21 protein-coding genes are annotated in these 22,396 nt (G+C 61.6%); 18 read left to right on the plus strand and 3 right to left on the minus strand.

Annotated elements, in window-relative coordinates:
- Window positions 1-145 precede the first annotated feature (145 nt).
- The 17 genes from ACIQUS_RS20260 to ACIQUS_RS20340 all read left to right on the plus strand — a co-directional run bounded on the left by ACIQUS_RS20260 (window position 146) and on the right by ACIQUS_RS20340 (window position 16,908).
- Window positions 146-1,702, plus strand: coding sequence for a long-chain fatty acid--CoA ligase (locus ACIQUS_RS20260; protein WP_403050431.1), 1,557 nt, complete (start codon window positions 146-148; stop codon window positions 1,700-1,702).
- A gap of 34 nt (window positions 1,703-1,736) precedes the next feature.
- On the plus strand, window positions 1,737-2,921 hold the full coding sequence (locus ACIQUS_RS20265; RefSeq protein WP_403050434.1) for a lipid-transfer protein: 1,185 nt from the start codon (window positions 1,737-1,739) through the stop codon (window positions 2,919-2,921).
- Between the two features lie 28 nt (window positions 2,922-2,949).
- The gene (locus ACIQUS_RS20270; RefSeq protein WP_403050437.1) at window positions 2,950-3,393 is read left to right on the plus strand and encodes a MaoC family dehydratase N-terminal domain-containing protein; all 444 of its coding nucleotides are present in this window, start codon (window positions 2,950-2,952) and stop codon (window positions 3,391-3,393) included.
- The gene (locus ACIQUS_RS20275) at window positions 3,386-3,820 is read left to right on the plus strand and encodes a MaoC family dehydratase (protein WP_403050440.1); all 435 of its coding nucleotides are present in this window, start codon (window positions 3,386-3,388) and stop codon (window positions 3,818-3,820) included. The genes ACIQUS_RS20270 and ACIQUS_RS20275 overlap by 8 nt, the downstream gene beginning before the upstream one ends.
- A gap of 17 nt (window positions 3,821-3,837) precedes the next feature.
- Window positions 3,838-4,671 carry an SDR family NAD(P)-dependent oxidoreductase gene (locus ACIQUS_RS20280; RefSeq protein ID WP_403050443.1) on the plus strand — a complete coding sequence of 278 codons (834 nt, stop codon included), beginning with the start codon at window positions 3,838-3,840 and terminating at the stop codon, window positions 4,669-4,671.
- Window positions 4,672-4,749: 78 nt separating this feature from the next.
- A complete protein-coding gene (locus tag ACIQUS_RS20285; protein WP_403050446.1) occupies window positions 4,750-5,898 on the plus strand; it encodes an acyl-CoA dehydrogenase family protein in 1,149 nt (382 codons plus the stop codon).
- 25 nt (window positions 5,899-5,923) lie between these two features.
- Window positions 5,924-6,724, plus strand: a complete 801-nt coding sequence (locus ACIQUS_RS20290; protein WP_403050449.1) for an enoyl-CoA hydratase/isomerase family protein — start codon at window positions 5,924-5,926, stop codon at window positions 6,722-6,724.
- A gap of 29 nt (window positions 6,725-6,753) precedes the next feature.
- The gene (locus ACIQUS_RS20295) at window positions 6,754-8,166 is read left to right on the plus strand and encodes a coniferyl aldehyde dehydrogenase (protein ID WP_403050452.1); all 1,413 of its coding nucleotides are present in this window, start codon (window positions 6,754-6,756) and stop codon (window positions 8,164-8,166) included.
- Window positions 8,167-8,220: 54 nt separating this feature from the next.
- A complete protein-coding gene (locus ACIQUS_RS20300; RefSeq protein WP_403050455.1) occupies window positions 8,221-9,189 on the plus strand; it encodes an NAD(P)H-dependent flavin oxidoreductase in 969 nt (322 codons plus the stop codon).
- A gap of 91 nt (window positions 9,190-9,280) precedes the next feature.
- On the plus strand, window positions 9,281-9,676 hold the full coding sequence (locus ACIQUS_RS20305; protein WP_403050458.1) for a PaaI family thioesterase: 396 nt from the start codon (window positions 9,281-9,283) through the stop codon (window positions 9,674-9,676).
- Window positions 9,677-9,702: 26 nt separating this feature from the next.
- Window positions 9,703-10,095: a Zn-ribbon domain-containing OB-fold protein gene (locus tag ACIQUS_RS20310; RefSeq protein ID WP_403050461.1), complete on the plus strand. Its 393-nt coding sequence runs from the start codon at window positions 9,703-9,705 to the stop codon at window positions 10,093-10,095.
- Entirely contained in the window at window positions 10,092-11,243 is a 1,152-nt protein-coding gene (locus tag ACIQUS_RS20315; protein ID WP_403050464.1) for a thiolase, read from the plus strand. The genes ACIQUS_RS20310 and ACIQUS_RS20315 overlap by 4 nt, the downstream gene beginning before the upstream one ends.
- 172 nt (window positions 11,244-11,415) lie before the next feature.
- On the plus strand, window positions 11,416-12,612 hold the full coding sequence (locus ACIQUS_RS20320; RefSeq protein ID WP_403050467.1) for an acyl-CoA dehydrogenase family protein: 1,197 nt from the start codon (window positions 11,416-11,418) through the stop codon (window positions 12,610-12,612).
- Between the two features lie 15 nt (window positions 12,613-12,627).
- Entirely contained in the window at window positions 12,628-13,770 is a 1,143-nt protein-coding gene (locus ACIQUS_RS20325) for an acyl-CoA dehydrogenase family protein (protein ID WP_403050470.1), read from the plus strand.
- 53 nt (window positions 13,771-13,823) lie between these two features.
- On the plus strand, window positions 13,824-14,573 hold the full coding sequence (locus ACIQUS_RS20330) for an electron transfer flavoprotein subunit beta/FixA family protein (protein ID WP_403050473.1): 750 nt from the start codon (window positions 13,824-13,826) through the stop codon (window positions 14,571-14,573).
- Entirely contained in the window at window positions 14,573-15,505 is a 933-nt protein-coding gene (locus ACIQUS_RS20335; protein WP_403050476.1) for an electron transfer flavoprotein subunit alpha/FixB family protein, read from the plus strand. Before ACIQUS_RS20330 ends, ACIQUS_RS20335 begins: the two co-directional genes overlap by 1 nt.
- 74 nt (window positions 15,506-15,579) lie before the next feature.
- Window positions 15,580-16,908, plus strand: coding sequence for an MFS transporter (locus ACIQUS_RS20340; protein WP_403050479.1), 1,329 nt, complete (start codon window positions 15,580-15,582; stop codon window positions 16,906-16,908).
- Window positions 16,909-16,938: 30 nt separating this feature from the next.
- Here the strand turns inward: ACIQUS_RS20340 and ACIQUS_RS20345 are convergent, their stop codons facing one another.
- The gene (locus ACIQUS_RS20345) at window positions 16,939-17,565 is read right to left on the minus strand and encodes a TetR/AcrR family transcriptional regulator (protein WP_403050482.1); all 627 of its coding nucleotides are present in this window, start codon (window positions 17,563-17,565) and stop codon (window positions 16,939-16,941) included.
- Window positions 17,566-17,617: 52 nt separating this feature from the next.
- Window positions 17,618-19,594 (minus strand): alkyl/aryl-sulfatase, encoded by a 1,977-nt coding sequence (locus tag ACIQUS_RS20350; RefSeq protein ID WP_403050485.1) that lies wholly within the window; start codon window positions 19,592-19,594, stop codon window positions 17,618-17,620.
- Window positions 19,595-19,838: 244 nt separating this feature from the next.
- On the opposite strand from ACIQUS_RS20350, the gene ACIQUS_RS20355 reads away from it, so the two are divergent.
- Window positions 19,839-20,975, plus strand: coding sequence for a CaiB/BaiF CoA transferase family protein (locus ACIQUS_RS20355; protein WP_403050488.1), 1,137 nt, complete (start codon window positions 19,839-19,841; stop codon window positions 20,973-20,975).
- A 188-nt stretch (window positions 20,976-21,163) separates the two neighbouring features.
- Here the strand turns inward: ACIQUS_RS20355 and ACIQUS_RS20360 are convergent, their stop codons facing one another.
- Entirely contained in the window at window positions 21,164-22,390 is a 1,227-nt protein-coding gene (locus ACIQUS_RS20360) for a PD-(D/E)XK nuclease family protein (RefSeq protein ID WP_403050491.1), read from the minus strand.
- Between the last annotated feature and the right edge of the window lie 6 nt (window positions 22,391-22,396).

The following is a 22,396-nucleotide window of genomic DNA, read 5'->3' on the forward strand; positions in this document are numbered from 1 at the left end:
GTTTGCGGCGCTGCGCCTGAGGCAACCCTCTAGTTCATTCGAACCACTGCAAGCACGCCTCAGGTTCATCCCTTTGATCGACGCTGACCGGTGGCGCGCTCCTTAGTATCGATCCTACAAGAACAACAGTATCAGGAGCTTGACCATGTACCTGACCCAAGGGTTGCAGCGCATGCTGCAACAAGAGCCGGACCACCTCGCCACGATCTATCGTGGCCGCCGCCAGACCTATCGCGAACTCGGGCAACGGGTCAGCCGGCTGGCTGGCGCGTTGCGTTCGCTTGGGATGAACAGCGGTGACCGGGTGGGCATGCTCGCACTCAACTCCGACCGCTACCTGGAATACATGCTGTCCACCTGGTGGGGTGGCGGTGTGCTGAACCCGGTCAATATTCGCTGGAGCGTCCCGGAGATCGTGTTCTCTCTGGACGACTGTGATACCGGCATTCTGATTGTCGACGATCACTTCCTGCCGATGGTCGAGCAGATCTGCAGTACCGCCCGTCGTGCACCGATTGTCATCCATGCCGGCGACAGCCCGGCGCCGGAGGGCATGTACGCCTACGAGCAACTGATCGCCGAAGCCGCACCGGTAGCCGATGCGATGCGCGGTGGCAACGACCTGGCGTCGATCATGTACACCGGCGGCACCACGGGCCTGCCCAAAGGTGTCATGCAATCGCATCTGAACCTGTGGTCGTCGGCCGTTGCCCGGGCAGCGCAGTTTCCTGGCCTGGACAACTGCCGAGGCCTGCACGCCGCGCCCCTGTTTCACACGGCGGCCATGGCCCGAGCGGTGGGGATGTTTTTGATCGGTGGCACGCATGTGCTGATTCCGGCCTTTGAGCCACTGGAAGTGTTGCAAACCATCGAGCGTGAACAGGTCAACGAGATGCTGCTGGTGCCGACCATGTTGCAAGCGGTGGTCATGCATCCGCAGTTCGCCGCCTACGACCTGCGCACCCTCAAGCGCCTGGCGTACGGCGCATCACCGATTTCGCCAACGCTGCTGGAAAAGGCCATGGCGGCCTTGCCCGGTATCGAATTCATGCACGCCTATGGGCTGACCGAAGCCGCGCCCGTGGTATCGGTGAACCCGAACGCCAGCCACAGCCCCGAAGGCATTGCCAGCGGCCGTGTGCGCAGCGTCGGGCGGGGTGGCTACGGCGGCATGGTGCGTATCGTCGATGAGCAGGGCAATGAAGTGCCGCGCGGTACGGTGGGTGAAATCGTCGTCTGCGGCCCGAACATCATGCAGGGCTACTGGAACCGTCCGCAAGAGACCGCCAAGGCCCTGAAAAATGGCTGGCTGCACACCGGAGACGGCGCCTACATGGACGAGGACGGCTACCTGTTCATCGTCGACCGCCTCAAGGACATGATCGTCACCGGTGGCGAGAACGTGTTCTCCGCCGAAGTCGAAAACGTCATCGCCCGCCACCCCGAAGTCGCCATGTGCGCGGTGATCGGCATTCCTCACGAGCGTTGGGGCGAAGCGGTGCACGCGGTGGTGGTGCGTACCCCGGGCAGCGAACTGAGCGAAGCCCAGCTGCGCGAACACTGCGCCAGCTACATCGCCGGCTTCAAGTGCCCGAAATCGGTGGACTTCACCGCCGCGTTGCCGCTATCGGCCGCCGGCAAGATTCTCAAGCGCGACCTGCGCGAACCCTACTGGAAAGACCAGGCCCGAGCAGTCAACTGATCCCGGCCAACCTTTGACCCTGATGGAGTAAAACATGAGCAATAAAGTTGTGGTTGCCGGCGTCGGCATGATCCCGTTCACCAAGCCGGGCCAAAGCGACACGTATCCGGTCATGGGGGCCAACGCCGCGAAAAAGGCACTGGCCGATGCCGGTATCGACTACGCCCTGGTGCAGCAAGCCTACGTCGGTTACGTGTTCGGTGACTCGACCTCGGGTCAGGCGGCCATCTATGGCGTGGGTCTGACGGGCATTCCGGTCATCAACGTCAACAATAACTGTGCCACCGGCTCCACGGCCTTGTTCCTGGCGCGCCAGGCGGTGGAAAGCGGCGCTGTCGAGTGTGCCATTGCCCTGGGTTTCGAGCAGATGGTGCCGGGGGCGCTCAAAGGTGCCTGGACTGATCGTCCTGGTCCGATGGAGCGGTTCGCCAATGTCATGACCGACCTCCAGGGCTTCCAGCCAGAGGCCCCGCGTGCCGCGCAGTTCTTCGGTGGCGCCGGTCGTGCCTACATGCGTGAGTACGGCATCAGCCCGGACATCTTCGGCCGCATCTCGGTGAAGGCGCGTAACCATGCCGCCAACAACCCGTTCGCGGTGTTCCGCAACCCGGTGAGCCTGGAAGAAATCATGGCCTCGCCGATGGTGTTCGACCCCATGACGCGCCTGCAGTGCTGCCCACCTACCTGTGGCGCCGCCGCTGCGATTCTCTGCTCCGAGGCCTTCGCCAAGAAGCATGGCCTGGATACCCGCGTAGTGATCGCCGCCCAGGCCATGACCACCGACCGCAACAGCAGCTTCGACGAAGCCGACATGCGCAAGGTGGTGGGCTACGACATGACTCGCAGCGCGGCCCTGAGCGTGTACGAGCAAGCCGGCGTGGCACCGACCGACATCAACGTGGTCGAGCTGCATGACTGCTTCACCGCCAACGAGCTGATCACTTACGAAGGCTTGTGCCTGACGCCGGAAGGCACCGCCGAGAAGTTCATTCTCGAGGGTGACAACACCTACGGCGGGCGCGTGGTCACCAACCCGTCCGGCGGCTTGCTCTCCAAAGGTCACCCACTGGGGGCGACCGGCCTTGCGCAATGCGCCGAGCTGACCTGGCAACTGCGCGGTGCCGCCGAAGCCCGCCAGGTGGAGGGTGCGCGCCTGGCCCTGCAACACAACCTGGGCCTGGGTGGCGCCTGTGTGGTCACCCTGTACCAGCGTCAGTGATCCGCGCCCCTGAACCGGAGATGTCTGCATGATCGATAAAAGCCATATCGGCGCCGTGGTGTCGAGTCACAACGTCAGCGTGGAGGCCGGTCGCCTGCGTTTCTTCGCCAAGGCCACCGGACAGCGCGATGCGCGTTACACCGACCCGGCTGCGGCGCTGGACGCCGGTTACCCGAACCTGCCGGTACCGCCGACCTTCCTGTTCTGCCTGGACATGGAGGCGCCGAACCCCCGCGCCACCATGGACCTGCTGAACATCGACATCGGCAAGGTGCTGCACGGCGAGCAGAGCTTCAAGTACCACCAGATGGCGTTTGCCGGCGATTGCCTGCATTTCGAATCGCGGATCGTCGACATCTACGACAAGAAGGGCGGTGCCCTGGAGTTTGTCGTGCGTGAAACCCGTGTAACCCGTCAGAGCGGTGAACTGGTCGCAGAGCTGCGTAACAGCCTGGTGGTGCGAAATGGATAAGGAGTCACTGATGCAGCCGGTCAACTTTGTCGACGTGCAGCCAGGCAGCACATTGCCGTCGTTCACCTGCGAGCCGATCAGCCGCCTCGCCCTGGCCCTGTACTGCGGCGCTTCGGGGGACCACAACCCGATTCACGTCGATCTCGACTTTGCCCGCAAGGCCGGCATGCCCGACGTGTTTGCCCACGGCATGTTGTCGATGGCCTACCTCGGTCGCCTGCTGACCGCCTGGGTGCCACAGCAATCGATTCGACAGTTTTCGGTGCGTTTTGTCGCCATCACCCAACTGGGCGATGCAGTGACCTGCTCGGGCACCGTGGTGGAGAAGGATGAGGCCACCGGCACGGTGCGCCTGGAAATCACCACCCGCAATCAGGCAGGCGAAATCAAATTGTCCGGCGAAGCCATCGTGGCCCTGGGCGCTTGAACAACAAGGAGAAAAACATGAGCAATAAACTTCAAGACCAAGTGGCAATCGTTTCTGGCTCCGGCCGTGGCATCGGTCGCGAGATCGCCCTGAAACTGGCCGCCGACGGTGCAGCCATCGTGGTCAACGACCTGGACGCGGCGCCGGCCGAAGAAGTGGTCGCGCAAATCGTCGCTGCCGGCGGCAAGGCGGTGGCCTGCGTTGGCAGCGTGACCGACAAGGACTTTGGCGATCGCTTCGTCAAGACCGCACTCCAATCCTTCGGTCGCCTGGACATCATTGTCAACAACGCCGGCTACACCTGGGACAACGTGATCCAGAAAATGACCGACGAGCAGTGGGACGCGATCATGGATGTGCACGTCAGCGCACCGTTTCGCATTCTGCGCGCCGCCAGCGACTACTTCCGCGAGAGCGCCAAGCAGGAGGCGGAAGCTGGCCAGGAAGTGTTCCGCAAAGTGGTCAACATTTCCTCGGTGTCGGGCGTGATGGGTAACGCAGGCCAGGCCAACTACTCGGCGGCCAAATCGGCCATCAACGGCCTGACCAAGGCCCTGGCCAAGGAGTGGGGTCGCTACAAGGTCTGCGTCAACAGCGTCGCCTTCGGCCTGATCAAGACCCGCCTGACCGAAGCCACCGCGGGTGAAAGCAACACGTCCACCCTGGACATCGACGGCAAGCAGATCAAGGTCGGGGTCAACCCGCAACTGATGAAGAACATCGAATCGATGATTCCGATGGGCCGTGCCGGTACACCGTTGGAAGCTGCAGGCTCGGTGTACCTGTTCTGCATTCCCGAGTCCAACTACGTGTCTGGCCAGGTGCTGGTAGTGGGCGGCGGACGTCCATAAGTGACCTGCGAGCTGCCATGCATCGGCGTGGCAGCTTACTCCTTTTCTGTTGCTTGACCGTCTTGCCGAGGAGCTTTCATGAGTGCCCAAACCTCTCCCTGGATCACTGATGACCTGGTGATCTTCCAGGATTCGATCCGACGATTCATTGCCAATGAGCTGACCCCGCACGAAGAGCGCTGGGCCAAGCAGCAGCACGTCGATCGTGACATCTGGCTCAAGGCCGGTGAGTTCGGCATGTTGCTGCCGAGCATTCCGGAACAATACGGTGGCGGCGGTGGTACCTTCGCCCATGACGCTATCGTGACCCTGGAACAAAGCCGGGCAATCAGTACCAGCCTTGGCACCAATGTGCACAGCGGTATTGTCGCTCACTACCTGCTGCGCTATGCCAGCGAAGAACAAAAGCTCAACTGGCTGCCGAAAATGGCCCGCGGTGAAATGGTTGCGGCCATCGCCATGTCCGAGCCGGGTGCAGGCTCCGACCTCAAGAGCATCAAATGCCGCGCCGTACGTGATGGCGACTGCTATGTCATCAACGGCTCCAAGACCTTTATCACCAACGGCTACCACGCCGACCTGATTCTGGTCGTGACCAAGACCGATCCGGAAAAAGGCGCCAAGGGTGTTTCGATCATCGTCGTCGAAACCAAGGACCTGAAGGGCTTCCGCCGTGGCCGCATCCTGGAAAAAATCGGCCAGAAAGGCCAGGACACCACCGAGCTGTTCTTCGACGACGTTCGTGTGCCGTGCGCCAACCTGCTGGGAACGGAGGAGGGCAAGGGCTTTATCCAGCTCATGCAGCAACTGCCGCAGGAACGCATGATCATCGCCCTGGGCGCGGTCAGCACCATGGAACGTGCTGTTGAAGAGACCGCTGAGTATGTGCGTCAGCGCAAAGTGTTCGGCCAGTCGTTGCTGGACCTGCAGAACACCCGTTTCAAGCTGGCCGAGTGCAAGACCATTGCCACCGTTGCACGCAGCTTTGTCGACGACTGCATGGCCAAAGTGCTCAAGGGCGAGCTCGACCCCGAAACCGCCGCCATGGCCAAGTGGTGGTGCACCCAGCAGAACTGCACGGTGATCGACGAGTGCCTGCAACTGCACGGTGGCTACGGCTACATGACCGAGTACCCGATCGCTCGCCTGTACGTGAACGCACGCGTGGGCAAGATCTTTGGCGGGTCCAACGAAATCATGAAAGAGCTGGTAGCACGCACCTTGTAGGGGCGAGCGTCGCGAGGGTACAGACATGAGCACAACCATTGAAGTTGGCGTTGACCAGGGTTTGGCGACGCTGGTGTTGTCCCGCCCCGAGCGCAAGAACGCGCTGACGGCGCAGATGTTCGCCGAGATGCTTGAGGCACTCGCGACCTTGCGCCGCGACAGCACGGTCAAGGCATTGCTGTTGACCGGCGCCGGTAGCGATTTTTGCTCTGGCGGCGACCTGGGCTCCATGCAAGGCGCAGTCGAGGCGGATACGGTGCGCACGCGAATGGTCGAAAACAATCGTTTGCTCAGTGCCCTGGCTGACTTTGACCGCCCGGTTATCGCTGCCGTCGATGGCGTCGCCTTCGGCGCGGGTTTCAGCCTGGCGCTGGCAGCGGACTTTGTCATCGCTTCGCAACGTGCGCGGTTCTGCATGGCCTTTGCCCGCGTCGGGCTGACTCCGGACCTTGGCGCTTCCTACTTTCTGCCGCGCATTGTCGGGCTGCAGAAAGCCAAGCAACTGGTCTATTCGGCCGCCGAAATCAGCGCCGAACAGGCGCTGGCCTTGGGTATCGCGCTGGAAGTACAGCCTGCCGAGCGGTTGCACAGCCGCGCCGAGGAACTGGCGCGAGGCATGGCGAACATGTCTGGCTGCGCCTTTGGCATGACCAAACGCCTGCTGGCGCGTTCGTTCGAAGCCAATCTTGCGACCCAACTGGACGCCGAGGCCAGCAGCCAGGCGGTGGCCATGAGCTCCAGCTACCTGCAGCAGGCCACGGCGCGTTTTGCCAGTAAACAGCCGCCGTTGTACCAGTGGCCGCTGGCACAGCCCAGCAGCAAATAAACGACTGTCCTCACCACAGGAGGTGTGCCATGAGCAGCATTGAGAACACGAGCCCGCTTGCCATTCGTTCGATCCTGGACAAACAACGCGCCAGCCTGCTGGACCGCGATCCGTTGACCGCGGCGCAGCGCATCGAGCTGATCGACCGCGCCATTGGTTTGCTGGTGGATTTTCAGGAGGAAATCGTTGAAGCGGTGTGCGCCGATTTCGGCCAGCGCAGCAAAGACTTCAGCCGCGTCACCGAAGTGCTTTCGCCGTTGATGACGCTCAAGCAGACCAAGGCCCAGCTTAGCGAGTGGATGCAGCCCGAAGCTCGCCACACCGAGCGTGGCCAAGCGTGGGTCGAGTATCAGCCACTGGGTGTGATCGGCATCCTCAGCCCGTGGAACTTCCCGGTCAACCTGGCCTTTGGCGGCCTGGCCGGCGCGCTGGCGGCAGGCAACCGGGTCATGATCAAACCGTCGGAATTCACTCCGCAGACCTCGGCATTGATGGCGCGGATGATTGCCTCGGTGTTCAGTGAAAGCGAAGTGGCGGTGATTACCGGCGGGCCAGAGGTCGGTCAGGCATTCTGCGCCCAGCCGTTCGACCACCTGCTGTTCACCGGTGCGACCAGTATCGGCAAGCATGTGATGCGCGCCGCTGCCGAGAACCTGGTGCCGGTGACCCTGGAACTGGGCGGTAAATCGCCGACGATCATTTCGCGTTCGGCTGATTTCGATGCTGCCGTGACCAAGATCATCACCGGCAAGCTGCATAACGCCGGGCAGATCTGCCTGGCCCCGGACTACGTGTTCGTGCCGCAAGAGTCGCTACAGGACTTTATCGTCGCGGCCAAAAACGTAGTCGCCACCTATTTCCCGCGTTTGCTGGATAACCCCGACTACACCTCGCTGATCAATGCCCGGCATTTCCAGCGGTTGCAGGGCTACCTGAGCCAGGCGCAAGCGGCGGGTGTCGAGCTGATCGAGCTCAACCCTGCTGGCGAAGACTTCAGTCAGCAAGCCCACCACAAGCTGGTACCAACCTTGCTGATCAACCCCGGCGACGAGTTGCTGGTGATGCAGGACGAGATATTTGGCCCGCTGTTGCCGATCAAACCCTACAAGACCATGGCTGAGGTGGTTGCCTACATCAACGCCCATCCACGTCCACTGGGCCTTTACTACTTCGGCAGCGATGAAGCCGAAGAGCGTCTGGTGCTCAGCCGTACCACCAGCGGCGGCGTGACGCTGAACGATGTCATCCGCCACGTCGGCGTCGAGAGCCTGCCCTTCGGTGGTGTCGGGCCCAGTGGCATGGGGGCCTATCACGGTCGGGATGGCTTTCGCACCTTCAGCCATGCCAAGGCCGTGCTGCGCGCCGCCGACGGCCCGGACCTGATGCGCCCACCGTACGTTGAACAGGTTCGCCAGATAGTGAGTTCGCTGATTACCCGCTGAGCAGTAGTGGCTGACGCGCCAGCCTGGTAGCGCGCACAGAGACGAGAGACGCTTATGAAAACGCGCATCACCGAGTTGCTGGGAATTGAGTACCCGATCATCCAGGGCGGCATGATGTGGGTGGGTCGGGCCGAGATGGCAGCCGCGGTTTCCAACGCTGGCGGCCTGGGGATACTGACCGCATTGACCCAGCCTACGCCTGAGGCGTTGTCTGCAGAAATCGCCCGATGCCGGGAAATGACCGACAAGCCGTTCGGGGTGAACCTGACCTTGCTGCCGTCGATCAACCCGCCCCCTTATGCGCAGTACCTGCAGGCCATTATCGACAGTGGCGTAAAGGTGCTGGAGACGGCCGGCAACAACCCGGGCGAAATCATCACGCGCGCCAAGGCGGCCGGGCTGACGGTGATCCATAAGTGCGTGGCGGTGCGCCACGCCCTGACCGTGCAGCGCCTGGGCGTCGATGCGGTGTCCATCGATGGCTTCGAGTGTGCCGGGCACCCCGGCGAGGATGATATTCCGGGGCTGGTACTGATCCCGCTGGCGGCGCGTCAACTGAGCGTGCCGGTGATCGCTTCGGGGGGCATCGCCGATGGTGTCGGCATGGCCGCCGCGCTCACCCTGGGCGCTGAAGGGGTGAACATGGGCACGCGTTTTTGCGCCACCCGCGAAGCGCCTATCCATGACGACATCAAGCAGGCCCTGGTGGCGGCCAGTGAACGCGACACCCGCCTGATTTTCCGCACCTTGCACAACACTGCACGGGTGCTGCGCAACCCGGTATCCGAAGAGGTGGTGAGCATCGAGCAGCGTGGCAACGCGCAGTTCGAGGACATTCGTCACCTGGTGGCGGGCGCCCGTGGGCGTGCGGCGCTGGAGTCCGGGCAGTACCAGGACGGGATCATCACCGCCGGCCAGTGCGTCGGGTTGATCGACGACGTACCGACCTGCGCCGAGCTGATCGAACGAATGGTCCGCGACTGTCGCGACAGCCTGCACCGTGCCCAGGGTTTGATGGGTTGAGCCAGTAGAAGGAGCGGTTATGCATACCCCAGCGCTTCAAGCCAGCCATGCCACAGGGCAGGGCAACGATGTACCGGAAGGCTTCGAACCCATGCAGGGCACCGGCTTCGTCCCTTCGATCGGCGCCATTTATGTGAATCGCCAGCGCCGCAGCATGGGCGCCCGGATTGCGCACAGTCATTTGAATCCGCTGGGTTTTGCCCATGGCGGCATGCTCGCGACCTTGATCGATACATCGTTTGGCATGGCGATCAAATTGGCTGTGCACACCGAGGTGCCGCCGGTCACGGTCTGCCTGAACATCGAATACCTGAGCCCCGCCTACCCAGGGTCGTGGATCGAGTCCACGGTCGAGGTCCAGAAGATTGGCGCGCGCCTTACCAATGCCAGCTGTGTGCTCAGGGACGGCGAGCGTCTGATTGCCAAGGGCAACGCGATTTTCGTCGCGACCGCAGGCGTACCGACAAGCAAAACTGACAACAAATAATTGATCCACCTCGTTCGGAGCACCTCATGAGTGAAGTCTTAGCCACTGCAGCGGCCGCGCTTGGCCCACAGGAGCAGTACCTCGAGTTTCTAAGCCAGGGCCGCTTCATGCTGCAGCGCAGCCTGTCCAGCGGCCGCTATGTGTTCTATCCGCGGGTGCTGATTCCCGGCACCGGCGAAACCGACCTTGTGTGGGAACAAGCCAAGGGCACTGGAACGGTCTACGCCATTACCGTCAACCGCGCGCGTACCGGCAGCCACAACGTGGCCCTGATCGATCTGGACGAAGGCCCGCGGATGATGTCGCGCATCGAAGGCCGTGAAACGGCGCCGATCGGTAGCCGCGTAAAGGCGCGGATCATCGAGGAGGAGGGGGTTGCCATGGTGGTGTTTGAAGTGATCGAGGAGGTAGCGGCATGAACCAGGCTATTCGCGGTAAAACCGCCATTGTCGGCATCGGCACCGCGGGTGTTGGCGAAGCCAAGGGCTTCAGTGCCATGGAGTTGCTCGGCCAGGCATCGCTGCAAGCGATCGCCGATGCCGGCTTGCAGTTGCAGGACATCGACGGCATTTTTGCCGCTACCAGTTCCCATGCCTTCCCGACGCTGTCGGTGGCCGAGTACCTGGGGATCAAGCCGTCCTATGTGGATGGCACCAATATCGGCGGCTCCAGCTTCGAGATGCATCTGCTGCAGGCGACCCTGGCGCTGGAAGCCGGCCTGTGCAATGCCGCCCTGGTTTGCTACGGCTCCAACCAGCGCACCGCCGGTGGTCGCCTGGTATCGATGAGTGAGCCGCAGTGGCACGAGGCGTTCTACAAACCGCGTCACCCCATCACGTCCTACAGCCTGGCGGCCAGCCGTCATATGTACCAGTACGGCACCACCCGCGAAATGCTCGGGGAAGTGGCGGTTTCGGCGCGCCAGTGGGCCAACCTCAATCCTGAGGCCTTCGCCCGTGGACCGCTGACCCTTGACGATGTCATGGCCAGCCGTATGGTCAGCGACCCGCTGTCGTCGGCCGATTGCTGCCTGGTGACCGATGGCGGCGCAGCGTGTGTGCTGGTACGTGCAGACCGTGCCCGTGACTTGCAACGCAAACCCGCCTACTTCCTTGGCGCGGCTGGCGCGCAGTGGCACCGCTCGGTCGTCGCGATGCCGGACCTGACGGTAACGGCCGCCTCCGAAAGCGGGCCACGGGCCATGGCAATGGCCGGGGTCACCCACGCCGATATCGACCTGGTCATGCTCTATGACGCCTTCACCATCAACACCATCCTGTTCCTCGAAGACCTGGGCTTCTGTCCCAAAGGCGAGGGCGGGCGCTTTGTCCAGGGTGGGCATATCGCCCCCGGCGGTGGCCTTGCCGTGAACACCAACGGTGGTGGTCTTTCCTGCGTTCACCCCGGCATGTACGGCCTGTTCCTGATCATCGAGGCCGTGCGCCAGATACGTGGGGAAGCAGGTGCTCGCCAGCTGAAGAAAGCCGACATTGCCTTGCTGCACGGCAACGGCGGCACGCTGTCGAGCCAGGTGACCGCTTTCCTGGGCAGCGAAAACGCGCTCTGAGCGCATGCCCGGGAAAGGGAGTACGGGCGCAATTTGGTCCGAACGATCTAGAGCCGCGATTGCTGAGTCATTCAATACTCAGCGCAGGTTCGCATAACAACAAGAAACCACGCACAGGCGACCCTCGTCGCCGAAGGCCTGCCTGTGCGTCTCGACTGCTCGAGGAGTCTCGATGGACATCCACTTCACCCCCGATGAACTTGCCTTCCGTGAGGAGGTAAGAAGCTTTTTGCGAGAAAAACTGCCGGCGAGCCTGGCCGCCAAGGTCAAGCTCGGTAAACGCCAGTCCAAGGCCGACATCTGTGGCTGGATGAGCACCCTCAATGAACGCGGCTGGTACGCCAATGGTTGGCCGGTGGAGCTGGGCGGTACCGGCTGGAGCGTGATCCAGAAGCACATCTTCGACGAAGAGTGCGCCTTGTTCGGTGCGCCGCGCGTGCTGCCGTTCGGTGTCGTCATGGTGGGGCCGGTCATCATCAAGTTCGGCACGCCCGAGCAGAAGGCCCATTACCTGCCACGTATCCTCGACGGTACCGACTGGTGGGCACAGGGCTATTCGGAGCCCGGTTCGGGCTCGGACCTCGCCTCGTTGAAAACCCGTGCCGTGCGCGATGGCGATCACTATGTGGTCAACGGCCAGAAAACCTGGACCACCCTGGCCCAGCATGCCGACTGGATCTTCTGCCTGGTGCGCACCGACCCTGAGGCCAAGGCGCAACGGGGTATCTCGTTCCTGCTGATCGACATGAAATCCCCGGGCATCACCGTGCGCCCGATTGTCACCCTCGATGGCGAGCACGAAGTCAACGAAGTGTTCTTTGACAACGTGCGGGTGCCGGTGGCCAACCTGGTGGGCGAAGAGAACCAGGGATGGACCTGCGCCAAATACCTGTTGACCCACGAGCGAACCGGCCTGGCTGGCGTCGGCTTCTCCAAGGCGCTGATTGCCCAGCTCAAGGTGATTGCCCAACGGCAACTGTGTGACGGCAAGCCGCTGCTGGACAACCCGATGCTCCGCACCCAGATCGCCGAGCTTGAGATCCAGCTCAAGGCAACCGAAATGAGCAACCTGCGCATTCTCGCCGCCAGCCAAGAGGGCGGTGAAACCGGCGCGCAGAGCTCACTGCTCAAGGTCAAGGGCACCGAAATTCGCCAGGCCATCACCCACTTGTTGCGCAAAGTCATCGGTCCTTACGCCTTGCCGTTCCTGGAAGAGGAACTGGAGCAGGGCTATGCCGGTGAGCTGTTGCACAGCGACTACAGCGCAACGTTGGCCAGCCAGTATTTCATCATGCGCAAGCTGTCGATCTACGGTGGCTCCAACGAGATTCAGAAGAACATCGTCTCGAAAATGATTCTCGAACTGTAAGGGGTTGCCTTGATCATGGATTTCAAATTGACCGAAGAGCAGCAAATGCTGCAGGACACCGTGGCCCGGCTGGTGCGCGAAGGGTATGGCTTTGAACAGCGCGAACGCTTTCGTCACAGCGAGGCGGGTTTGAGCCGCGCGTTCTGGGCCCAACTGGGTGAGCTGGGGCTGACGGCCGTTCCCTTTGCCGAGGCATTCGGCGGTTTTGGCGGCGGTGGTGTCGATACCATGCTGGTGATGAACGAGCTCGGCCGCGGCTTGTGCCTGGAACCCTACCTGCATTCGGTGATTTTTGCCGGTGGCCTGCTTGAGCAATTGGGCAGCGATGAGCAGAAAGATCAGCTGCTGACCCAGGTCGCCAGTGCCCAACTGCAGTTGGCCGTGGCCTTCGAAGAGCCGCAGAGCCACTACCACCTCAACGATGTACAGACCCGTGCTCAGGCCGTGGAAGGTGGCTGGATCCTGTCGGGTCGCAAGGCGGTGGTGATCGGCGGGCAGACCGCGGGCCTGATCCTGGTATCGGCACGTTCGGCCGGTGACGCCCGTGACGAAGCGGGTATCAGTCTGTTCCTGGTCGATCCGCAAGCAGCGGGTGTGACGCGCCGCGTGTACCCGACCATAGACGGTGTCAAAGCCTGCGAGCTGCTGCTCGACGGTGTCTTTGTCGCCAACGACGGGTTGCTCGGCCAGGCCGGCAAGGCGTTCAGTGCGCTGCGTTACCAGCAGGGCCGTGCCATCGCGGCGCAATGCGCGCAAGCGGTGGGCAGCATGGAAGAAGCCTGCAACCTGACCCTGGACTACCTCAAGACCCGCAAGCAGTTCGGTCAGCCGATCGGCAGCTTCCAGGTCCTGCAACACCGCATGGTGGACATGCGCTCGGAGCTGGATCAGGCCACCTCCATGGCGATGTTGGCCGCTTGCGCCGCCGATCAAGCCGATAGCGATGAACGCAGCCGTACCTTGGCTGCCGCCAAGTACGTGGTAACCCGTGCCGGCCGTTTCATCTGCGAACAGGCTATCCAGCTGCACGGCGGCATTGGCCTGACCCAGGAGTACGTGCTGTCGCACCATGCCAAGCACCTGGTGATGATCAGCCACCAGTTCGGTGACGATGATCATCATTTGCAGGCCTACGCCCGCTTGCTGCAGGTCGCCTGACCCTGACGTCTTGTTCCCCGGGCCTGCGGGCCCGGCTTTTTTGGAGTTCTGCGATGAAAGTCCTCGTAGCCGTCAAACGCGTGGTCGATTTCAACGTCAAGGTCCGCGTCAAGGCGGACAACAGCGGCGTTGATCTGAGCAACGTGAAAATGGCCCTCAACCCCTTCTGCGAAATCGCCGTGGAAGAGGCCGTACGCCTGAAAGAGCAGGGTGTGGCCAGTGAAGTCGTGGTGGTCTGTGTAGGCACGGGCGCTGCGCAGGAGCAGCTGCGCACCGCATTGGCATTGGGTGCTGACCGCGCCGTGCTGGTGGAGTCGGCCGACGAACCGGGTTCCCTGGCCGTGGCCAAGCTGCTCAAGGCTGTGGCAGATAAAGAACAACCGCAGTTGGTGATCCTCGGCAAGCAAGCCATCGACAGTGACAACAACCAGACCGGCCAGATGCTCGCTGCGCTGGGCGGTTTTGCCCAAGGGACCTTCGCCTCCAAGGTTGAAGTCGCTGGCGACAAGGTCAACGTCACCCGCGAAATCGACGGCGGCCTGCAGACCGTAGCGCTGAACCTGCCGGCGGTGGTGACCACCGACCTGCGCTTGAACGAGCCACGCTATGCGTCGCTGCCGAACATCATGAAGGCCAAGAAGAAGCCGCTTCAGACCATCACCCCGCAAGCGCTCGGTGTCAGCACGGCATCGACCGTCACCACCTTGAAGGTGGAGGCACCGGCTACCCGCAGTGCCGGGATCAAGGTCAAGTCGGTTGCGGAACTGGTCGAGAAACTCAAGAACGAGGCGAAGGTAATCTGATGACAATCCTGGTTATTGCAGAACACACCCACGCAGGGCTTGCCGCCGCCACCTTGAACACGGTCACGGCCGCGCAGCAGATAGGAGGGGAGGTCCATGTGTTGGTGGCCGGTGCCGACATCGACGGCGCTGTTGCCGCGGCGCAGGCCATCGACGGTGTCAGCACGGTGCTGGTTGCCAACGATGCAGCGTATGCGCACCAGTTGCCGGAAAACGTTGCGCCGCTGATTGTCGAGCTGGCCGCAGGGTACAGCCATGTGCTGGCACCGGGGACGTCCAATGGCAAGAACATTCTGCCGCGGGTAGCAGCGCTGCTGGATGTCGATCAGATTTCCGAGATTATCGCGGTGGTGTCGGCTGACACCTTCAAGCGGCCGATCTACGCGGGTAACGCCATTGCCACGGTGCAGTCGAGTGCGCCGATCAAGGTGATTACGGTGCGCAGTACGGCGTTTGCCAGTGCTTCGTGTTCGATCGCGGGGCAAGCCCGCTCCCACCGTGTGGACAGCTTGCCTTGTGCGGGTGTTTCCAGCTTTGTTGGTGAAGCGTTAGCCAGCTCTGATCGTCCTGAGCTGACGGCTGCGAAGATCGTCGTGTCTGGCGGTCGCGGCATGCAGAACGGTGACAACTTCAAGCACCTGTACAGCCTGGCCGACAAGCTCGGCGCGGGTGTGGGGGCTTCGCGCGCGGCGGTCGACGCCGGTTTTGTCGCCAACGACATGCAGGTCGGGCAGACCGGCAAGATCGTGGCGCCCCAGTTGTACATTGCCGTCGGTATCTCGGGTGCGATCCAGCACCTGGCGGGGATGAAAGACTCCAAGGTGATCGTCGCGATCAACAAGGACGAAGAAGCACCGATCTTCCAGGTTGCCGATTACGGCCTGGTGGCTGACCTGTTCGAGGCGGTTCCTGAGCTTCAAGCCGCTCTCTAATCGACGTTCCTGTCCCTGGCCGCTGGCGTCTGCGACGACGGCGGCCTGCGCAACTGTCCGTCAAGGAGTGCTCCATGAATGATGCCGTCGTACTGCCGGCTGCGGTCGAGCAGGATGAGCAGCAAACCCGCGCGGTGTACCGCAAAGTAATTCTGCGCCTGTTGCCGTACCTGTTCCTGGCCTATGCCATCAACACCATCGATCGCTTGAACGTGTCCTTCGCCAAGCTGCGCATGGCCGAGGACATCGCCCTCACCGACGCCGCCTACGGCATAGGTGCGGGGATTTTCTACCTGGGCTATATCCTCTTCGAAGTGCCGAGCAACCTGTACCTGCAACGCATCGGCGCTCGCGCCACGTTGACTCGAATCATGGTGCTTTGGGGGGCGGTGACCGTGGCAACGGCCTTCGTCACCACGCCGGGGCAATTGATTGCCGCCCGGTTTCTGCTCGGGGTTGCCGAGGCCGGTTTTTTTCCAGGCGTTATCCTCTACCTGACCTTCTGGTTCCCACCTGCGCTGCGCGCGCGAATCACTGCGGTTTTTCTCATGGCGGCGATGATCGCCGGGATCGTCAGCGGGCCGCTGGCGGGCTATATCATGAGTCACTTCGGTGGCTTCATGGGCTTGCGAGACTGGCAGGTGTTGTTTGTGCTCGAGGGTGTGCCGGCCATGTTGCTGGGTGTGTTTGGCTGGTTCTGGCTGGTCGACAAACCGGCCGATGCGCCGTGGCTCAGTCCCCGTGAGAAGCAACTGCTGGCCAGCGCCCTGGCCCAGGGACAAACGGCCGGCAGTGCCCATGCCAGTCTTGTCCAGGTACTGCGCAACCCGCGGGTGTACATTGCCGGCGTGGTGTTCTTTTGTCTGTATAGCGGCTCCAATACCGTGTCTTACTGGATGCCAACGCTGATCCGCGGCTTTGGCGTGGAGAACCTCAAGACCATTGGCCTGCTGGCGAGCATTCCCTACCTGCTGGCGCTGGTGGGTATGTACCTGTTGGCACGCAGCTCCGACAAGCGCCTTGAACGGCGCTGGCATGTGGCGGTGACGGTGATGGTGGGCGCCACCTGCTTCTTCCTGCTGGGGCCGGCGCAAGGCAATCTGGTTGCCTCGATGGCGTTGATGAGTGTCGGCGCGGCAGCGTCACTGGCTTCGCTTTCGTTGTTCTGGACCATTCCGCCAGCGCTGCTTACGCCTGCAGCCGCACCGGTCGGGATTGCGGTGATCAGTTGCATCGGTGGCCTGGCGGGGGTTGTCAGTCAGATTGTCGTGGGGGCGATCAAGTCGGCGACGGGGGACTTGTACCTGGCGTTCGATTTGATTGGTGTTGTATTGATAGTGGGTGTGCTGGTGTTGCTGCTGGCGATACCTGCGCGTCAATTAACCGAGCGGGTCAAACCCTGACAAGGCCAGTATCGCGGGGCAAGCCCGCTCCTACCGCCCGTAGGAGCGGGCTTGCCCCGCGATGCGGCCCGCGCAATCCCGCAACTGCGGGCCTGGGCCTTCGAGCATGTTCAGGACCATTTGCGTATAGCGTGCGACCACTTCCTCGATGCCCATCTGGCCGTCGTTGCGATACCAGGCGCAGGCCTGGGTCAGCAGACCGATGATGATCCGCGACATCAGTTTGCTTTCATCACACCACCACGTACCTTCGCCAACCCCTTGATCAAGAATCTGCTGCAGCTTGCCGAGATAACGCCGACGCGCCTGGCGAACCGTGAGCAGCTCGTGTTCGTCAAGGCAGCGCAGCTCCATATTGCCCAGAACAGCTTCATCCTTGTTGTTCAGGTGGGTGCCCAGGTGAAAGGCCACGAAGGCCTTGAGTGTGTTCCTGGCACAGGTATCGGGGCATTGCCGGTTCCAGTCTGCCGCCAGTTGCTCGTAATGGTGCAGCACCAGGGTGGTCAGCAGCTCCTGCTTGCCTTTGTAGTAAAGGTACAAGGTTGATGAATTGATGCCGGACTCTGTTGCCAGCAGGCGCAGGCTCATCGAGGGATAGCCGACACGCGCGATCAGTTTGATCGCGGCATCGCGGATACGTTTTTCAGTGGTGTTCATGGGGGGAGTCCGGGAAAGGTATCGCGGGGCAGCGAGCCCCGCGAAAAGGCCCTTAAGGTGTGACAATGTTGAACCAGGGCGAGAAGGTGTCGAGCATGCCCAGCAACTCGCCGAGCTTCTGGCTGTCACCCTGCACCTGGATGTCGCCTTGCTTGATGGCGGTCGGGAAGTCCAGCTGGCGCAGGCTGATTTTATCCAGCGTCGCTTTGCTCATGGTCACCGTGGCCGCGGCTTGCGGGTTCTGGGTGCCGGAGCGGTGAGTCAGCACACCGTTGCGCAAGGTCAGGGCAAACGGCTGGTTGAGGTCGCTGAACACCCAGTTCAAGGTCATGTCGTGGCCCTGGGCCTTCTGCGAATCCAGGCGCACGGCCAGGTAATCGAAGAACATCGACGGCGACATCGCCTGGATCATGTCCGGGGAGTTGGTGCCACCCTGGTACTGCGGTACGCCCTGGCGCAGCTCCATGGCCCCGGTCAGGTACATGTTGCGCCACAGCGCGTTCTCGCTCTGGTAGCCCAGCTGTTCCATGGCCTGGGCTTGAAGTTCGCGCGCCTCTTTGTTGTCAGGCGCGTAGAACACCAGGTTGTTGCCCAGTTGCACCGCCCAGCGATACTCGCCATTGGCCAGTGCCGCTTTCATCTTCTCCATGGCCGGAGCAAGGCCACCCAAGGCCTTCACGAAGTGCGCGGCGGCTTGCTCTGGCGGCAGTGGGTTGAGGTTTGCCGGGTTGCCGTCGTAGTAACCGAGGTAGCGTTGGTACACCGCCCGCGAGTTGTGGCTCAGGGAGCCGTAGTAGCCGCGGGTGTACCATTTGTTCTCCAGGTCGCCCGGCAGTTTCTGCATGTCATGGGCAATTTCCTCGGGCGTCAGGCCTTGGTTGAGCAGGTGCAAGGTGCGGTCATTCAGGAAGGCATACATGTCACGCTGGTCAGCGAGCAGGGTACGTACGCGTTCGCCGGTCCAGGTCGGCCAGTTGTGCGAGACGAACATGACGTCGGTCTTGTCGCCGTAGCGCTCCAGGCTCGCATCGATGTACTGCGCCCAGGCCTTGGCATCGCGCACCAGGGCGCCGCGTGGGGTCAGGATGTTGTGCATCATCTGCGTGGTGTTTTCAGACATGCACAACGCGCGCAGCTGCGGCAGGTACAGGTTCATCTCTGAAGGCGCTTCGGTGCCGGGGGTCAGCTGGAACTCGACATCGACCCCGTCGATGCGGTGCGTTTCGTAAGGATCCTTGATCGACACCGTAGGCGCGATCAGCGTGACCGTGCCACCCACCGGTGTCGATTTGCCCATGCCGGCATCGACCTGGCCCTTGTCATTGCGTGGCAGCAGACTGCCGAACTGGTACAAGGCGCGGCGGCTCATGGCGGTACCGGCGAAAATGTTCTCGCTCACCACATGTTCCATGAAGCCACTGGGCGCGTAGATGTTCACCTTGCCCGCCTTCACGTCGGCGTCGTCGACAATGCCTTTGATACCGCCGAAGTGGTCGGCATGGCTGTGACTGTAGATCACCGCCACCACCGGCTTTTTCGGGCGGTGCTGATAGTACAGCTCCAGTGCGGCGCGTGCGGTTTCGGAAACGGTCAGCGGGTCGATGATGATCAGGCCCTGATCGCCTTCGATCACGGTCATGTTCGAGACGTCCATCCCGCGCAGCTGGTAAATGCGCTCGGCGACCTGGAACAGGCCGGCATGGCTGTTCAACTGCCCCAGGCGCCACAGGCTCGGGTTGACGCTGTCTGGCACCTGGTCTTTGTTGAGGAACTGATACGCAGTGGTGTCCCAAATCACCTTGCCGTCGGCGCGCTTGATCTGCCCGTCAAACGCGGCAATCAAACCGCGACTGACCGACTCGTAGTCAGCGCGATCGGTAAACGGCAACTGGCTCAGCACCGCCTTGTTGCTGCTGATCGTTTGGCTTGAGGCGGGTTGGTTGATGGCAGGCTCGGCTGCGTACAGCATCGGGCTGCTGATGGCAGCGATTGCTGCGGCCAGCAGCAGGGGATTGAAGACGTGTTTCATGAATCCACCTTGGTTATTGTTATGCGTAACGGGTGCGTTCACCCACCTTGATGTTGCAGGTCTCGGAAACTGCACACTAAAGGACGGTGTGGGCAATGGCAGTAGATCGAACGAACCATACGCATCGTTTGCGCACGACGGGCATGCGGGCTGTCGGTGTGGCTTTGGTTCATTCGAACGATTGTCACGACAGGCGCAGTCACTAGGCTTGAAGCCATCAAACAACGAGCAAGGTGTAGCGCACATGTCAGGACCGTTGGCGGGGTTGAAAGTCGTGGAGATGGCAGGGCTTGGGCCGGCGCCATTTTGCGCGATGATGTTGGCGGACATGGGCGCCGAGGTGATCCGTATTGAAAAGCCAGTAAAGGCCGGCGCTGCCGACAACAGCCGCGTGCAGGTGCTTAATCGCGGTCGTCGTTCGCTGGCTATCGATATGCGCGCAGAAGGTGCCACTGAGACTGTCCTGGAACTGATCGCCAAGGCCGATATCCTGATCGAGGGCTTTCGCCCTGGCGTCATGGAGCGCATGGGCCTGGGACCGGATCTGTGCCTGGCGCGCAACCCGAGGCTGGTCTACGGACGCATGACCGGCTGGGGCCAGTTCGGCCCCCTGGCGCAGGCGGCGGGTCACGATATCAACTACATCGCGATTGCCGGCGCCTTGCATGCCATTGGCCGTGCAGGCGAAAAGCCGGCCGTACCGCTAAATTACGTTGGCGACTTCGGCGGTGGCGGCATGCTGCTGGGTTTCGGCGTGCTCTGTGCACTTACCGAGGCGCGCACCTCGGGTAAAGGCCAGGTGGTGGATGCGGCCATGACCGACGGCACCGCGTTGCTCTCGGCCATGATGTACGGATTCAAGGCGGCGGGCGCCTGGAACAATGAGCGGGGCGACAACCTGCTCGATGGCGGCGCACACTTCTATGACACCTACCGTTGTGCCGATGGCAAGTTCATCGCCATCGGTGCCATCGAACCGCAGTTCTATTCACTGTTGCTCAAGCTGTGCAACATCACTGACCCGGCGTTCCATACCCAGCGGGACAAATCGGCCTGGGCACCGCTCAAAGAACGCATGACCACGCTGTTCCTGACCCAGACGCGGCAGCAGTGGTGTGCATTGCTTGAAGGTACTGATGCCTGCTTCGCCCCGGTACTGGATTGGGACGAGGCAGCAGAGCATCCCCACAACATCGAGCGCGAAACCTTTATCCGCGTGGATGGCGTGTTGCAGCCGGCGCCCGCGCCACGCTTCAGTCGCAGCGTGCCCCCAACCCCGAGCGCCCCGCGGCGGAGCGGGGCGGACAGCGAAGCCATCCTGGCCGACTGGGGCATCGAGGCTGAGCGTATCGAGGCGTTGAAGGTGCAGCGTAGTATCTAATGGAGCTGGGTCGGGGCCTGTGGGAGCGGGCTTGTCCCGCGATCTGCCGCAACGCGGCAGCCATCCCTGGCTACACGGAGTGCCTGATACAACCGGGTGGCCGGATTGCGAGCGCTTCGCACTCGATCGCGGGACCAGCCCGCTCCCACATCCATTAAAAATGGGTACAGGCACTTTTCGTAAAAAGCTTAAGCTCGTCTTGGAACGAGCAGCTTCATGTTGAACTCGCGTTGCATACGCTTCACCATGTCAATGACTTGATAAGCAAAGCCGGTTGAACCTCGATCATTGAGCATTAGCCAGGCATTGGGGTCGGTATCCCAATTAGAGGGTACGGATATTGAGGTATAGGCCCGAGCATCGTACGTCCACCATGGCCACCATTTCGTAGCACTGCCTGTTACGCCACACAGTACATTCATGTACTCGCCCAGGGGCTGGATGTCCAGATCTGCATTTTCCCCCTCATCCCAGCGGCAAATTCCGAAATACAGCTTGCCATGGTTGCCCCGGTCAAAAGCCCAGCCCATACCGAAGAGATGCGACGGATCGAATCGAATGCCGAAGTGTCCTTGTGGCGATCCGTCCAGTAGTGCTTGATCAGAAAACAACTCGACGCCTACCTTGGAGAGTTCCCCCTCCAGATAAGATAAAAAATTTCGCCACATCTCGCGTTTGGCTTCACGTAGGTGCTGGGAAATGACGAAGGCGGCCTTGAGGTTCTCCTCATTGCGAAGCATGAGTCGGGTGAGTTCCTGAGGGTTATCCACGTGCAACTCTCCATTGATGTTGTGTTCCACAAACTGAGCAAGCGCCTCGACGAACAAGCGTACTGCGCCTGCCTTGGTATGCCGGGCGCAGTCCTCCAGCCAGTCTTTGAGGCGGAAGAAATCAAAGGTTACGATCCGTTCCCTCAGTGACAAGGGGGCGTTTGCAGGAAGGCTGCGCTCGGAGTAATCAGCATTACTCAGGTAGATGAGCAACCAGTCGGCATGCTGCTTGTCAAGGTAGCGGGCGTAATCATGCAATTGGTCATCCTGGTCAGTCGCCCATGGCTTGTTTTCGATGGCGATCGCACCGGAGCTGAACCGAAGGTACAGGTCCAGGCGACGGCCACTGGGTAGTCGGAACTCAGTGTGGCTGCTGCTGTATTCCGATGCCTTGGGTATGAAGCGCTGATCCTGGAAAAAATCGAGAAACTTGTTCAAGTACAGGGCACTTTGCCCGTGAGCGCCGTTCGGATCGAGCAGTAAACCGAGATACGAGGACAGGGCGTTTTCGTCGTTTCGCAGAAACGCCATGAGGCGAAACTCAGGAGCGATTTGTGCCTGGTACTTTTGCTTGGCTTGTTGGTCTAGCTCATGCCAAAGGCGGAACTCATTGAGCAGGTTTTCAACGGCGGTGATGTCCAACACGATCCC

This window comes from Pseudomonas sp. NPDC090755, assembly GCF_044769005.1.
Taxonomy (GTDB): domain Bacteria; phylum Pseudomonadota; class Gammaproteobacteria; order Pseudomonadales; family Pseudomonadaceae; genus Aquipseudomonas.